At 73.7% G+C, this 13,928-nt stretch carries 9 protein-coding genes; 8 read left to right on the top strand and 1 reads right to left on the bottom strand.

The features are described from left to right. Positions 1-88 precede the first annotated feature (88 nt). From HD593_RS34865 to rhaS, 7 genes are all read left to right on the top strand, one after another. Positions 89-1,657 carry a TIGR02677 family protein gene (locus tag HD593_RS34865; protein ID WP_185106186.1) on the top strand — a complete coding sequence of 523 codons (1,569 nt, stop codon included), beginning with the start codon at positions 89-91 and terminating at the stop codon, positions 1,655-1,657. Next, complete coding sequence (locus HD593_RS34860) at positions 1,654-2,850, top strand: TIGR02678 family protein (RefSeq protein WP_185106185.1); 1,197 nt, start codon at positions 1,654-1,656, stop codon at positions 2,848-2,850. The genes HD593_RS34865 and HD593_RS34860 overlap by 4 nt, the downstream gene beginning before the upstream one ends. After that, positions 2,847-7,064 (top strand): TIGR02680 family protein, encoded by a 4,218-nt coding sequence (locus HD593_RS34855; protein WP_185106184.1) that lies wholly within the window; start codon positions 2,847-2,849, stop codon positions 7,062-7,064. Before HD593_RS34860 ends, HD593_RS34855 begins: the two co-directional genes overlap by 4 nt. A gap of 157 nt (positions 7,065-7,221) precedes the next feature. After that, positions 7,222-8,730 (top strand): sugar ABC transporter ATP-binding protein, encoded by a 1,509-nt coding sequence (locus HD593_RS34850; protein WP_221525147.1) that lies wholly within the window; start codon positions 7,222-7,224, stop codon positions 8,728-8,730. Next, a complete protein-coding gene (locus tag HD593_RS34845) occupies positions 8,727-9,767 on the top strand; it encodes an ABC transporter permease (protein ID WP_185106182.1) in 1,041 nt (346 codons plus the stop codon). Before HD593_RS34850 ends, HD593_RS34845 begins: the two co-directional genes overlap by 4 nt. Then, entirely contained in the window at positions 9,760-10,800 is a 1,041-nt protein-coding gene (locus HD593_RS34840; RefSeq protein ID WP_312903926.1) for an ABC transporter permease, read from the top strand. The genes HD593_RS34845 and HD593_RS34840 overlap by 8 nt, the downstream gene beginning before the upstream one ends. A gap of 9 nt (positions 10,801-10,809) precedes the next feature. Further along, positions 10,810-11,868, top strand: a complete 1,059-nt coding sequence (gene rhaS / locus HD593_RS34835) for a rhamnose ABC transporter substrate-binding protein (protein WP_185106181.1) — start codon at positions 10,810-10,812, stop codon at positions 11,866-11,868. A 24-nt stretch (positions 11,869-11,892) separates the two neighbouring features. On the opposite strand, the gene HD593_RS34830 is transcribed toward rhaS, so the two are convergent. Further along, positions 11,893-12,813: a carbohydrate kinase family protein gene (locus HD593_RS34830; RefSeq protein ID WP_185106180.1), complete on the bottom strand. Its 921-nt coding sequence runs from the start codon at positions 12,811-12,813 to the stop codon at positions 11,893-11,895. Positions 12,814-12,939: 126 nt separating this feature from the next. On the opposite strand from HD593_RS34830, the gene HD593_RS34825 reads away from it, so the two are divergent. Next, positions 12,940-13,923 (top strand): sugar ABC transporter substrate-binding protein, encoded by a 984-nt coding sequence (locus tag HD593_RS34825; protein ID WP_185106179.1) that lies wholly within the window; start codon positions 12,940-12,942, stop codon positions 13,921-13,923. Positions 13,924-13,928 lie beyond the last annotated feature (5 nt).

The raw sequence follows: 13,928 nt of genomic DNA, 5'->3' as shown, positions 1-13,928 counted from the left end.
CTGCTCGCAAACAGCGGTCGGCGCGGAGGTGTCTCCCGCTACGGTGTCGTTGCGTTGGGTAATCGTGCGGCGAGGGGAGAGCGGGGCGATGGCGGAGCCGCCACGGGTGCCGCCGGAGATGTTCCGGTTCACCAGCACCGAGCGGGCAGACCTGCACACCGCGGTGCTCCACGCGTTCGGCGAGGCCGGCGAGCGGCTCGTGACGGCGCTGACGGTGGACGAGGTGCGCGAGCGGCTGCGCTCGGCGGGATGGTACGCGCCGGTCTCCGAGCAGGACCTGGCCGGGACGCTCAAGCAGCTCGCGGGCTGGGGGCTGCTCGACGTGATCTTCAATCACGCGGGGAGTTTCGCCACCGCGGAGGAGTACGAGCGCAGGAACCTGCAGTACGCGCTGACCAGGCGGGGCGAGGCGGCACTCACCGGCATGCGGCACGCCATGGCGGCGCTGTCCTCCGTTGGAGCGTTGCAAACCGCCGTGCTGGACGCGCTCGCCGACCGGCTGGAAGAGCTCGACCGGCTGCTGCGCGACCCCGACCCGGGGCGCAACCGGCGCATCTTCACCTGCCTCCGGGAGCTGGAGGGGCATCTCGACGGGCTGCGGGCCGACATCAGGGGGTTCAACGGCGAGCTGCAGCGGCTGCTGCGCGTCGAGGGGGCCGACGTGGCGGCGTTCCACGCGGACCTGGCGACGTTCCACGAGGTCAAGGCCGCGACGGTGGCCTACCTCCAGGAGTTCGTGACGAGCCTGGAGCGGCGGGGCGAGACGATCGCCGCCGCGCTGGAGGCGGTGGCCGGCCACGGCGCCGGCGTGCTGCACGCCCGGGCGCTCGACGGCGCCGACCTGCCGAGGATGCCCGGCACCGACCAGGCCACGGCCTGGCTGGCGGCGCGGGCGGCCCGGTGGGAGGCGCTGCGGGCCTGGTTCGCGCCCGAGGACGGCAGCGCGCCCCGGGTGCGGCGGCTGCACGACGTGGCCCGGCGCGCCATCGTGTCGTTGCTGCAGGTGCTCGACCGGATCACCGACTCGCGCCGCCGCTCGTCCAGCGCCGCCGCCGACTTCCGTACGCTGGCCCGCTGGTTCGCCACCGCGCCCGGCGAGGACGACGCGCACCGGCTGTGGGACGCGGCGTTCGGGCTCGGCTCGGCCAGGCACGCGCATCTCGGGCACGCCGACGCCGAGCTCATCCCCGCCGGGGTGCCGTGGGCGGAGGCCGAGCCGGTCGAGGTGTCGGCCCTGCTGCGCTCGCGCGGGCGTACGGAACGGATGGGGCGCACGGGGAAGGTGCGCGACGTGGCCGCGCTGAAGGCCGGGCGCAGGAAACGGGCCGAGCAGGAGCGGGCCGAGCTGGAGGCCGCCTGGTCGGCGCTGGCCACGACCGGGGCGATGCGGCTGTCCCAGCTCGGCAAGCTCGACCACGACACCTTCGGGCGGCTGCTCGACCTGCTCGGCCGGGCGCTGGCCGAGCGGCCCGACTCGACCGGGTTCCGGCGGGCCGTCACCTCCGACGGGCGGGTGGAGATCGTGCTGCGGACCCCCGAGGACGGCGCGGTCGCGGTGCTGCGCACGCCGGAAGGCTGGTTCCGCGGCCCCGACTACCTCATCGACGTGCGGACCCTCGGCGAGACCGGGCTCCACGGACGGGCGGCGGGCGCATGAGCAGCCTGGCCAACCAGCTCGTCAGGGCCGAGAAGGAGGAGATCGCGCGGGCGATCAGGACGCTGCTCGGCCGGCCCCTCGTCTCCCGGCACGACGATCCCGCCGCCTTCGACCTGATCAGGAAGCGGCGCGGGCCGCTGATCCAGTGGTTCGACTACTTCTGCGGCTGGCGGCTGGTCGTGGAGCCGCGCCAGGGGTACGCGCGCCTGGTCAAGACCGGCCCGCCGGGCCCGCGCGCGGCGAGCAGGCCCGCGCGGCGCCGCCGTACCACCCGCGCGCCGTTCGACCGCCGCCGGTACACGCTGCTGTGCCTGTGCTCGGCCGAGCTGCTGACCTCGCCCGTGACCACGATCGGGATGCTGGCCCGGCGGGTGGTCCAGGCGGCCGCGGTCGAGCCGGACGTGCCCGCGTTCGACCCGGTCAGGAACGAGGAGCGGGCCGCCTTCGTGGACGCGGTCAAGCTGCTGGAGCACTACGGGGCGGTCACCGCGATGGACGGGGTCACCGAGGCGTACCTGGGCGACGAGGACGCCAAGGTGCTGTACCGGGTGGACACGACCCGGGTGATCCGGCTGCTGGCCGCGCCGGTGCCGCCCTCCGGGGCCCGGCCTCCCGGGGAGGACGGGCCGGCGGAGCTGACCGCCGAGGCCAGGTACGGCGGGGACGAGCCGACCGGGACCCAGCGCGCTCTGTGGGCCCGCCACTCCCTCATCCGCCGCCTGCTCGACGAGCCCGTCGTCTACCGTGACGAACTCACCCCGGCCCAGTCCGCCTACGCCGCCTCCCTGACCGGCTGCCGGCTGCTGCGCCGGGCCGCGGAGGAGGCCGGGTTCGTGCTGGAGGAGCGGGCCGAGGGCCTGCTGCTCGTGGACCCGGACGCCATCGCCACCGACACCAGGTTCCCCGACGACGGCAGCCACGCCAAGGTGGCCGCCCTGCTCATGCTCGACCTGCTCGTCACCTCGGGCCCCGTCACCGCCGGACGGCTCGACGCCGAGGCGGCCAGGCTGCTGCGCCGGTTCCCGCAGTGGGCCAGGGCGTACCAGTCCGACGGCGGCGGGCCGCGGCTGGCCGCCGACGCGCTGGAGGTGCTCACCCAGTTCGGGCTGGCCCGCCGCAGCGGTGACCAGGTCGCCGCCCTGCCAGCCGCGGCCCGCTACCGGGTCGGGCGCGCCGTACAGGAGGATTCGTGACAGTCACCGAGCTGGCCCTGCCGCGTGCCGCGCAGGGAGTGGACGCCCGCTGGACTCCCGTACGCGCGGGGATCCTGAACGTCTGGCGCTACTACGACGAGGTGTTCGAGTTCCACCGGGGCAGGCTGCTGCTGCGCGGGCCCAACGGCAGCGGCAAGTCCAAGGTGCTGGAGCTGCTGTTCCCGTACGTGCTGGACGCCAGCCTCAAGCCGAGCAGGCTGTCCACGTTCGGCGGCAGCGAGCGCACCATGCACTGGAACCTCATGGGCGACGGCACCTCCGGCACCACCCGGGTCGGGTACGTGTGGCTGGAGTTCCGGCACTCCGACGGCCGCTGGTTCACCTGCGGCGCCCGGCTGCAGGCGACCGTCCACACCAAGAACGTCACCGCCGCCTACTTCACCACCGAGGCCCGCGTCGACACCCCCGACGGCATCCGGCTCACCGGGGAGGCCGGGCAGCCGCTGACCAGGGCCCAGCTCATCGACGAGCTCGGCACGTCCGGCACGGTGCACGAGTCGGCCGAGTCCTACCGCACCGTCGTGCGGCGGACGCTCTACCGGGCGCTGAACGAGCAGCGCTACGACTCGCTGCTCACCGCGCTGCGCCAGCTCCGCACGCCCAAGCTGTCCGAGCGCCTCGACCCCGGGCTGCTGTCGGAGCTGCTGTCGAGCGCGCTGCCGCCCCTCGGGGAAGGGGAGATCCACGAGATCGCCGAAGGGTTCGAGCGGCTCGACCGGCAGCGGGAGGAGCTGCGGCTGCTCGACCGCGACGTGGAGGAGGCCGAACGGCTCGCGGGGCGTCAGCGCGGGTACGCCCGGCGGGTGCTGCGGGCGGCCGCCGCGGCCGTGATCTCCGCCGGGGCCGCGCTGGAGTCGCTGGCCGCCGAGGTGAAGGGCAAGCGGGAGGCGCTCAAGGACGCCGAGCGGGAGCTCGACGCGACGACCGTGCGGCTGGGGGAGGAGGAGGCGCAGGAGCTGGCGCTGGCGGCGCAGCTCGACGGGCTCAAGGAGAGCGAGGCGTACCAGGCGGGCGGCGAGTTGCACCGGCTCCGTACCGAGGCGCAGGCGGCGCACGAGGTGGCGGCCCGCATGCGGGACCAGGCGGGGCGGGCGGCGCGGGCGGTCACGGCCAAGCAGGAGCTGTCGGCCCGCGCCGACGCCGAGGCCCGCGCGGCGGCGGCGCTCGCCGAGCGCGCCCGCGCAGACGCCCGCCACGCGGCCGAACGCGCCGGCCTCCTCACCGTCCACGAGGAGACCGAACGCGCGGGCGCCGACCGCGAGGAGGCCGAGCGCGCGGGCGCCGACCGCGAGAGGGCCGAGCGCGCGGGCGCCGATCGCGAGAGGGCCGAACGGGCGGGCGCCGACCGCGAGCCGTCCGGCGCGACCGCCCACGCTGCCGGGGCGGCCGATGGGCCGGAGGTCACCGGTGACAGGGCGGCCGATGGGCCGGACGTCGCAGGGGACGGGGTGGACAGTGAGGCGGCCGTGCGGAGGGCGCGGGAGCTGCTCAGGGCCGCCGTCACCAGCCGGGCCGCCCAGATCAGGGAGGTCAGGGCGGCCGCGTTCCGGCACGAGGAGGCGATCGAGCGCCGCACCACCGCCGAGCACGACCGCGATCGCGCCAGGGACGACCTCGCCACCGCCCAGGAGGCCCACGACAGGGCCGAGCGCCTGCGCGACGACCGGGCCCGCGACCTGGCCGCCGGCCTGGCCGACTGGGCGGCCGGCTGCACCCAGCTCCAGCTCGACCCGGGCGTGCTGGCGGGCCTGGCCGACGACGCCGAGCGGGCGGCCGAGCTGATCGGCACGGCCCGTACGATGGCCGCCGTCGAGCTGGCGGCCCGCGAGCAGAACGTGACGGGCCGGCGCGCGCGGCTGGTGGCCGAGCGCTCGGGCCTGGCCAGGGAGCGCGAGGGCCTCAGCGACACGACCGTGCTGGAGCCGCCCGCCCCGCACACCCGCGGCACCGCCGCCAGACAGGGACGCCCGGGCACGCCGCTGTGGCGGGCCGTCGCGTTCAGGTCCGGCCTCGACCCCGTGGCCCAGGCCGGGGTGGAGGCGGCGCTGGAGGCGTCCGGGCTGCTCGACCTGTGGCTGCGGCCCGACGGAGGGTTCGACCCGGGGGAGCACGACGCGATCGCCGTGGCCGCGCTGTCCAGACCCGCGCCGGGCTACAGCCTGGCGCACGTGCTGTTCACCGAGGCGGACTCGCCGGTGCCCGCCGACACCGTGCTGGCCGGCATCGCGTTCGCGCCCACCGCGATCGGCGTCGACCACCCGGCCGTGATCGGCGCCGACGGCACCTGGCGGCTGGGCCCGGCGGCCGGCCGGTGGGTGAAGCCGGAGCCGTCGTACATCGGCGCGACCGCCCGCGAGCGGGCCCGCCGCCGCCGGGTCGCCGAGCTGGACGACCGGCTGGGCGAGCTGGCCGGGCGGATCGCCGAGTGCGACCACCTGCTCGCCGTGGTGGACGGCGACCGCGACACGCTGGCCGCCGAGCTGCGCCGCAGGCCCGACAGGAGGCCGTACGCCGAGGCGGTGCAGGCGCTCGACGGGGCCGTGCGGCGGGTCGCGCTGATGGAGGACCAGCTCAGGGCGTACGAGGGGCGGCTGCAGGAGCGCGAGCAGGACGTCACCAGGTCGCTTCGGCGCCTCACCGAGCTGGCCGGCCGCCACGCCCTGCCCACGGCGCCACCCGCGCTCGGCAACCTGGAGGAGGCGCTGCGCGCCGCCGAGACGGCGGGCACCGTCTGGCACGACCGGCGCGCCGACGCCCGCGCCGCCCGCGAGCGGGCCGCCCTGGCGGCCGAGACCGCCGCCGGGTACGAGCAGCTCGCGATCGAGGCCGTCGAACGCGCCGAGGAGGCCGCGGCCTCCGCTGTCGTGCTGGCGGAGCGGCTGGGTGCGATCGAGCCGGCGGTCGGCGCCGAGCACCGCCACGTCCTGGAGCAGTTGCAGCAGACCCAGCACGCCTACCGGGCCTGCCGCCGGCTCATCAAGTCGGTCAACGACGACCTGGCGCGGCTCAACGCCCGGCTCGGGCAGCTCCGCGGCGAGCTCGGCACCGCCGGGGACAGGCACGCGGAGGCGGGGCGGGTGCGCGACGAGGTGTCCGACCGGTTCCGCCGCCTGGCCTCCGGGCATCTGCCGGTGGACGCGCAGGTGACCGTCGAGCTGGCTCCCGAGGCGGGGGTGCGGGCCGTTCTGGAGGCGGCCAGGGCCACGGTGGGGCAGCTCGCGGCCGTGCCGTACGAGCACAAGCACGTCAGGGAGGCCGAGGCGCGGCTGCAGGACGCCTTCCACCGCGCCAGGGAGGTGCTGGCCGGCCGGGCGGACCTGGAGCTGGCGCCGGACGAGGACGTGCGGGTGCTCACCGCGACCGTCAACGGCGTGCGGGCGGGCGCGGCGGCGCTGAGCCAGGCGCTGCGCGAGGAGCGCGACGAGCGGCGCTCGGACATCACGGAGGCCGAGCGGGACCTGTTCGACCGCACGCTGGCCGGCGACACGCGGCGGCACCTGGCCGACCGCATCAAGCAGGCGACGGCCCTGGTGGAGGGCATGAACCAGCGCCTCGAACGCGTTCGCACCGCCTCCCGGGTCGCGGTGCGGCTGGTGTGGCAGGTCGATCCGACCCAGTCGCCCGGCACCCGCGCCGCCCGGGACCTGCTGCTGCGCGACCCGGCCGGGCTGACGGAGTCCGACAGGGAGGCGCTGTACGCCTTCTTCAGGGACCGGGTGGAGGAGGCGCGGGCCGACGACTCCTCGGCGAGCTGGGAGGACCAGCTCGTGAAGGTGCTCGACTACACGGCCTGGCACCGGTTCGTGGTCAGGCTCGACCGGGGCGACGGGCAGGGGTGGCAGGACCTGACGAGGAAGCTGCACGGGGCGCTGTCGGGCGGGGAGAAGGCGATCGCGCTGCACCTGCCGCTGTTCGCGGCCGTGGCGGCGCACTACCAGACCGATCCGGGGTGCCCGCGGTTCATCCTGCTCGACGAGGTGTTCGTGGGGGTGGACAGGACGAACCGGGGGCAGGTGTTCGACCTGCTGGTGGATCTGGGGCTGGATCTGGTGCTGACGTCGGACCACGAGTGGTGCGAGTACCGCGAGCTGGACGGGATCGCGATCCACCAGCTCATCACGGGCGACGGGGACGACGCGGTGACGACGGCCCGTTTCGTGTGGAACGGATACCGGACGGTGCCGGCCGAGTAACGGTTCCCGTCGTTACTGAATCGTTTTAAGAATTTGGTCGCAAACGTGGAAATGTACCCATCCGGCGCCGCCTTAACGAGGTATTGACACCGTACACCGGCCCGTTTTACGTTCTGGACACCTTAAAACGTTTTGCCAAAACGTTGCCGGAGTGCACATGAGTGAATCTCCTCCCATCCTTTCGTTACGCAACGTGAGCAAGTCCTTCGGCGCCGTCCAGGCACTCAGCGAGGTGCGGCTGGACCTGTGGGCCGGCGAGGCCCACGGCCTGGTGGGCGAGAACGGCGCCGGTAAGTCGACCTTGGTGAAGATCCTGGCCGGCGCCCATCCCGCCGATGCCGGCACGTTGACGGTGGACGGGAAGGAGCTGAGACCGTCCGGCCCGGGGGACGCCCAGGCCGCCGGCATCGCGGTGATCTACCAGGAGCCCACGCTGTTCCCCGACCTGTCCGTGGCCGAGAACATCTTCATGAGCCGCCAGCCCCTGCGCTCCCTGCGCCGGATCGACGCCGGGGCCATGCGCGCCGCCACGGCCGACCTGTTCGGCAGGCTGGGCATCCACCTCGACCCCGGCCGCCCCGCCCGCGGGCTGTCCATCGCCGACCAGCAGCTCGTGGAGATCGCGAAGGCGCTGGCGTTCGACGCGCGCATCCTGATCATGGACGAGCCGACCGCCGCGCTGTCGGGCGTGGAGGTCGAGCGGCTGTTCTCGGTGGTCGCCTCGCTGCGCGAGTCGGGCGCGGCGGTGCTGTTCATCTCCCACCGCTTCGACGAGATCTTCGCGCTGTGCCAGCGCGTCACGGTCATGCGGGACGGCCGCTGGGTCTCCACCGACCCGGCCGCCGGGCTCACCGTGGACGAGCTCGTCCGCAGGATGGTCGGCCGCGAGGTGTCCTCCCTGTACCCGAATGCCGACACGACGGCCGGCGAGCCCCGGCTGGAGGTCAGGGGGCTGACGCGGCACGGCGTGTTCGCCGACGTGGGGTTCACGGTGCGCGGCGGGGAGATCGTCGCCCTGGCGGGACTGGTCGGGGCCGGGCGCAGCGAGGTGGCCCGCGCCGTGTTCGGCGTCGACCGGTACGACGAGGGCGAGGTGCTGGTCGACGGGAAACGGCTGCCGGAGGGCGACACGGCCGCGGCCATCGCCGCCGGGCTGGCCCTCGTCCCCGAGGACCGCCGCCAGCAGGGCCTGGTGATGGAGCTGTCGGTGGAACGCAACGCCACTCTCACCCGGCGCTGGTCGCTGAGCAGGCTCGGGCTGCTGTTCGGCGGCGGCGAGCGCGCGGCGGCCCGCGAGTGGAGCGAGCGGCTGCGGGTCAAGACGGCCCGGCTGACCGACCCCGTCTCCACCCTGTCGGGCGGCAACCAGCAGAAGGTGGTGCTGGCCAAGTGGCTGTCCACCGAGCCGCGGGTGCTCATCGTGGACGAGCCCACGCGCGGGATCGACGTGGGCACCAAGGCCGAGGTGCACCGGCTGCTGTCGGAGCTGGCCGGGCAGGGCGTCGCGGTGCTGATGATCTCCAGTGAGCTGCCCGAGGTGCTCGGCATGGCCGATCGCGTCCTGGTGATGCACGAGGGCCGCCTCGTCGCCGATCTCCCGCGCGAGCGGGCCGGCGAGGAGCCGGTGATGCTCGCCGCCACCGGCCAGAACGGCGGTGCCGGATGACGGCGGCCGGCGTGCTCGCCGGGGCCGGGAACGGCACCCGGCTGGTCCACCGCCTGTTCGTGATCAGGGAGCTGGGCATCGCGGTCGCGCTGGCGCTGCTCGTCGGCGTGACGGTGCTGGTCAACCCGCGCTTCCTGACCGCGCAGGGGATCAAGGACCTGCTGCTCGGTTCCACCATCCTGGCCGTGCTCGCGGTCGGCCAGAGCATCGTGGTCATCACGCGCAACGTGGACCTGTCGGTGGGCTCGGTGCTGGGCCTGTCGGCGTTCGCGACGGGCAGCCTGTTCGTGGCGAGCCCCGGCCTGCCGATCCCGGTCGTGCTGGTGCTCGGCGTGCTGCTCGGCGCGGCGTGCGGGGTGGTGAACGGCGCGCTGATCGCCGCCGCCCGCGTGCCCGCGCTCGTGGTCACGCTCGGCACCCTGTACGTCTTCCGCGGCCTGGACTACACCTGGGCCACCGGCCGGCAGATCAACGCCGCCGACATGCCGCCGGGCTTCCTGCGCCTGGGCAGCGCCACGGTGCTGGGCGTGCCGGTGCTCGCGCTGTTCGCCGTGGCCGTGCTGGCCCTGGCGGGTTACTACCTGCGCAGCTACCGCAGCGGGCGGGAGCTGTACGCGATCGGCTCCAGCCCGGCCGCCGCCCGCCTGGCGGGCATCCCGGTCGGCAGGCGGGTGTTCGCCGCGTTCGTCGTCAGCGGCGCCCTGGCCGGCCTGGCCGGAGTGCTGTACGCGGCCCGCTTCGGCACCCTGGACGCCAACGCGGGCAACGGCTTCGAGCTGAACGTGGTGGCGGCCGTCGTGGTCGGCGGCGTGGCCATCTTCGGCGGCAGCGGCTCGGTCTACGGCGCCGCGCTGGGGGCGGTGCTGCTCACCACGATCAGCAGCGCGCTGCCGGTGCTCGGGGTGAGCCCGTTCTGGCAGCGCGCCGCCGTGGGCGCGCTGATCCTGGCCGCGATCGGCCTGGACCGGGCGCTGGCGGTCCGCCTGGCCCGGTCCCTGAGCGGCCGGTCCCTGAGAGGAAGGAACGGCCGTGGCTGAGCGGATCGCGGTGAAGGCGGCGGCCGCGGGCGGGCGGGGCACGCGCCTGCGCTCCCTCGCCGGCTCCTGGGACGCCGCGCTGCTCGTGGCGCTGGTGCTGGTCGTCGCGGTCGGCGCGCTCGCGATCGAGGGGGTGGCCAGCCCGCGCTTCTGGCGGTTCGTCACGCTGGAGGTCATCCCGATCGCGTTGATCGCGCTGCCCATGACGCTCGTGATCATCACCGGCGAGATCGACCTGTCGGTGGCCAGCATCCTCGGCCTGACCTGCACGGTCATGGGCCAGCTCTGGCTGTGGGGCATCTCCTCGCTGCCCGTGCTGATCGCCGTCGCGCTGCTGATCGGCGCGCTGCTGGGGGCGGTCAACGGCTTGTTCGTCACGGCGTTCGGGCTGCCGTCGCTGGCCGTCACGATCGGCACGCTCGCCCTGTACCGCGGGCTGGCGTACGTCGTGCTCGGCGACCGCGCGGTGGCCGACTACCCGCCCGAGTGGACGACCGGCGCGATCGCCGCGATCCCCGGCCTGACCATCCCCTGGATGATCATCGTGGTCGCGGTGCTCGCCGTGCTCTTCGGCCTGGTGCTGCACGCCACCCCGATCGGCCGCGGCCTGTACGCCATGGGCAACAACGCCGAGGCCGCCCGCTTCACCGGCATCAACGTCGCCCGCACCAAGTTCTGGCTGTTCGTCGCCACCGGCGCCATGTCCGCGCTGGCCGGCGTCTTCTGGACGCTGCGCTACGCCAGCGCCCGCGCCGACAACGGCAACGGCCTGGAACTGGCCGTGGTGGCCGCCGTCCTGCTCGGCGGGGTGTCCATCTTCGGCGGTCGCGGCCGGCTGATCGGCGTCATCGCCGCGGTCATCCTGCTCGGCACCCTGCGCAACGCCCTGCAACTGGCCTACGTCCCGGCCAACACCCTCACGATCATCACCGGATCCCTGCTCATCGTCTCCGTCGTGGGCCCCAACGTCGCCGGCATGCTGCGCGAACGATGGCGCAGGCGACGCCCCGCCACCCCCCTGCACCAGGAGTGAGGACACACCATGGCAGCCAGAAATCGGCTCATCGCGCTGGCGATGTCCGCCGCGCTCAGCCTCGCCGTCAGCGGTTGCGCCAGTCAGGAGCCGGCCGCCACCCAGCCCACCGCGGGCGGCAGCGCGGCCCCGGCCACGATCAAGGAGGGATTGAAGATCGCCTTCCTGCCCAAGCAGGTGAACAACCCGTACTTCGACGCCTCCGACAACAAGGGCGGCAAGGTCGCGGTCGAGGAGTTCAAGGGCGTCTACAGCCAGACCGGCCCGTCGGAGGCCAGCCCGTCGGCGCAGGTGTCCTACATCAACACGCTGTCGCAGCAGGGCACCGACGTGATCGTGGTGTCGGCCAACGACAAGGACGCCATCTGCGGCGCGCTGCAGGAGGCCCGCACCGCCGGCGCGAAGGTCGTCACCTACGACTCCGACACCAACCCGTCCTGCCGCGACGCGTTCATCAACCAGGCCAGCGCCGAGGGCATCGCCGCCTCCCAGATCAAGCTGATCAGCGAGGCGGTCGGCGCGGACGGCGGCGAGATCGCGATCCTGTCGGCGACGGCGAACGCGACCAACCAGAACGCCTGGATCGAGATGATGAAGACCGAGCTGGCCAAGCCGGAGAACAGCAAGCTCAAGCTGGTCGACACCGTCTACGGCGACGACGACGACCAGAAGTCCTTCCAGGAGACCCAGGGCCTGCTCGCCAAGCACCCCAACCTCAAGGGCATCATCTCGCCCACCACGGTCGGCGTGGCGGCGGCGGCCCGCTACCTGTCCACCTCCGAGTACAAGGGCAAGGTGCAGCTCACCGGTCTCGGCACGCCGAACCAGATGCGCGAGTACGTCAAGAACGACACGGTCAAGTCGTTCGCCCTGTGGAACCCCTCCGACCTGGGCTACCTGGCCGCCTACACCGGCGGCGCGCTGGCCTCCGGCATGATCACCGGCAAGGAGGGCGAGAAGTTCACCGCCGGCAAGCTGGGCGAGTACACCATCGGCAAGGACGGCACCGTGCTGCTCGGCGACCCGTTCGTGTTCACCAAGGACAACATCGACGACTTCGACTTCTGACGGGAGGCGAACTTCGCCCTGGGCTCAGAGCTGGTCCGCCCAGGGCGGGTTCGCGCCCGCGACAGAACAGGTCAGCGCCGCCACCGTGGCCGCGAACTCGGCCGCCGCCACCACGGTCTCCAGGTCCAGCCCGTCCAGCCGCCCGCCGAGCAGCCCCTTCACCTCCAGGCTGTGCAGCAGCCCGGCCGTGAACGCGTCCCCGGCGCCGACCGTGTCCACGACCTCCACCCCGGGAGCCGCGACCGCGGCCCGCTCGCCGTCCAGCGACACCAGTGCCCCCGCCGCGCCCCTGGTGATGACGACGAGCCGCGCGCCGGCGGCGTGCCAGCGGTCGCAGGCCCGCTCCGGCGGCACGCCGGGCAGCAGGAAGGCGAGGTCGTCGTCGCTCAGCTTGAGGATGTCGGCGAACGCGCACCAGCGCTCGACCTGGTAGTCGTCCCTGCCCGCCAGGCTGGGCCGCACGTTCGGGTCGATCGAGATCGTGGCCCGCGCGGACGCCGCCCTGGCGAACTCCTCCACGGCCTCCCGCCCCGGCTCCTTGACCAGCGCGATCGAGCCGGTGTGCAGGCAGGAGGCGGAGCCGAGGCGCGCCAGGCCCAGCTCGCCCGGGGTCCACTGCCAGTCGGCCGTGCCCGTGGCGTAGAAGGTGTACTCGGCCCGGCCGCGCTCGTCGAGGGCGGCCACCGCGAGGGTGCTCGGCTCCGCGGCCTCGACGCAGGCCGTCAGGTCCACCCCCGAGGCGGACAGGCGCTCGCGGAACAGCGCGCCGAAGACGTCGTGCGAGAGCCGGCCGAGGAAGCGGGCCGGCGTGCCGAGCCGAGCCAGCGCCACCGCCGTGTTGGCGGGCCCGCCGCCGGGCAGCGCCCGCAGCACCAGCTCGGCGGAGCCCGCCGCAGGCCGGTCGGTGAAGCTGTCGGCCACGCACTCGCCCAGGACAGCGATCATCAGAGTCGGCCTTTCCGACGGGGGGCATTGACGTTTCCCGGATCGGAGTTCATCATCGCAGCACGGCCGATGTCAACGTTGACATATGTCATCGATGTCATCAAATCTCCCCTGATAGGAACCGCCATGAACGCGAAGCTTCCGGCCGGAATCCTCGTCACCGCACTCCTGCTCGCCGGCTGCGGAGGCAACGGCCAGAGCGCCACCTCCGCCACCCCGAAGGTCGGCCTGATCACCAAGACCGAGACGAACCCGTTCTTCGTCAAGATGAAGGAGGGCGCCCAGAAGGCGGCCCAGGCCGGCGGCCTGGAGCTGATGAGCGCCGCGGGCAAGTTCGACGGCGACAACGCCGCCCAGATCACCGCCATCGAGAACATGGTCGCCGCCGGCGTCAAGGGCATCCTCATCACCCCGAGCGACACCAAGGCCATCGTCCCCGCGATCAAGAAGGCCCGCGACGCCGGCGTGCTCGTCATCGCCCTCGACACCCCCACCGAGCCGCAGGACGCCACCGACGCGCTGTTCGCCACCGACAACTTCAAGGCGGGCGAGCTGATCGGCCAGTACGCCAAGGCCGCCATGGCCGGAAAGCCCGCCAAGATCGCCACCCTCGACCTGGCCCCCGGCATCACGGTCGGCCAGCTCAGGCACGACGGCTTCCTGAAGGGCTTCGGCGTGCCCGAGGGCGACCCGTCCATCGTCTGCTCCCTGGACACCCGCGGCGACCAGGCCAAGGGCCAGACCGCCATGGAGAACTGCCTGCAGAAGGCCCCCGACCTCAACCTCGTCTACACCATCAACGAGCCCGCCGCGCTCGGCGCGTACACGGCGCTGAAGGCCAAGGGCCGCGAGAAGGACGTGCTGATCGTCTCCGTGGACGGCGGCTGCACCGGCACCAGGGCCGTGCAGTCCGGCCAGATCGCCGCCACCAGCCAGCAGTACCCGCTCAAGATGGCCGAGAACGGTGTCAAGGCCGTCGCCGAGTTCGCCAAGAACGGTCAGAAGGCCTCCGGCTACACCGACACCGGCGTCACGCTCATCACCGACCGGGCCGTCCCCGGGGTCGAGGCCAAGGACACCGCCTTCGGCCTGGCCAACTGCTGGGGCTGACCATG

The organism is Nonomuraea rubra (assembly GCF_014207985.1).
Taxonomy (GTDB): Bacteria; Actinomycetota; Actinomycetes; order Streptosporangiales; family Streptosporangiaceae; genus Nonomuraea; species Nonomuraea rubra.
This window is presented reverse-complemented; position numbering and strand designations above follow the sequence as displayed.

Bases quoted from the DNA above. Each gene is read 5' to 3' on its own strand.
- HD593_RS34845 (WP_185106182.1), top strand. From the start codon at position 8,727: ATGACGGCGGCCGGCGTGCTCGCCGGGGCCGGGAACGGCACCCGGCTG.
- HD593_RS34825 (WP_185106179.1), top strand. From the start codon at position 12,940: ATGAACGCGAAGCTTCCGGCCGGAATCCTCGTCACCGCACTCCTGCTC.
- rhaS (WP_185106181.1), top strand. From the start codon at position 10,810: ATGGCAGCCAGAAATCGGCTCATCGCGCTGGCGATGTCCGCCGCGCTC.
- HD593_RS34850 (WP_221525147.1), top strand. From the start codon at position 7,222: ATGAGTGAATCTCCTCCCATCCTTTCGTTACGCAACGTGAGCAAGTCC.
- HD593_RS34830 (WP_185106180.1), bottom strand. From the start codon at position 12,813: ATGATCGCTGTCCTGGGCGAGTGCGTGGCCGACAGCTTCACCGACCGG.
- HD593_RS34860 (WP_185106185.1), top strand. From the start codon at position 1,654: ATGAGCAGCCTGGCCAACCAGCTCGTCAGGGCCGAGAAGGAGGAGATC.
- HD593_RS34865 (WP_185106186.1), top strand. From the start codon at position 89: ATGGCGGAGCCGCCACGGGTGCCGCCGGAGATGTTCCGGTTCACCAGC.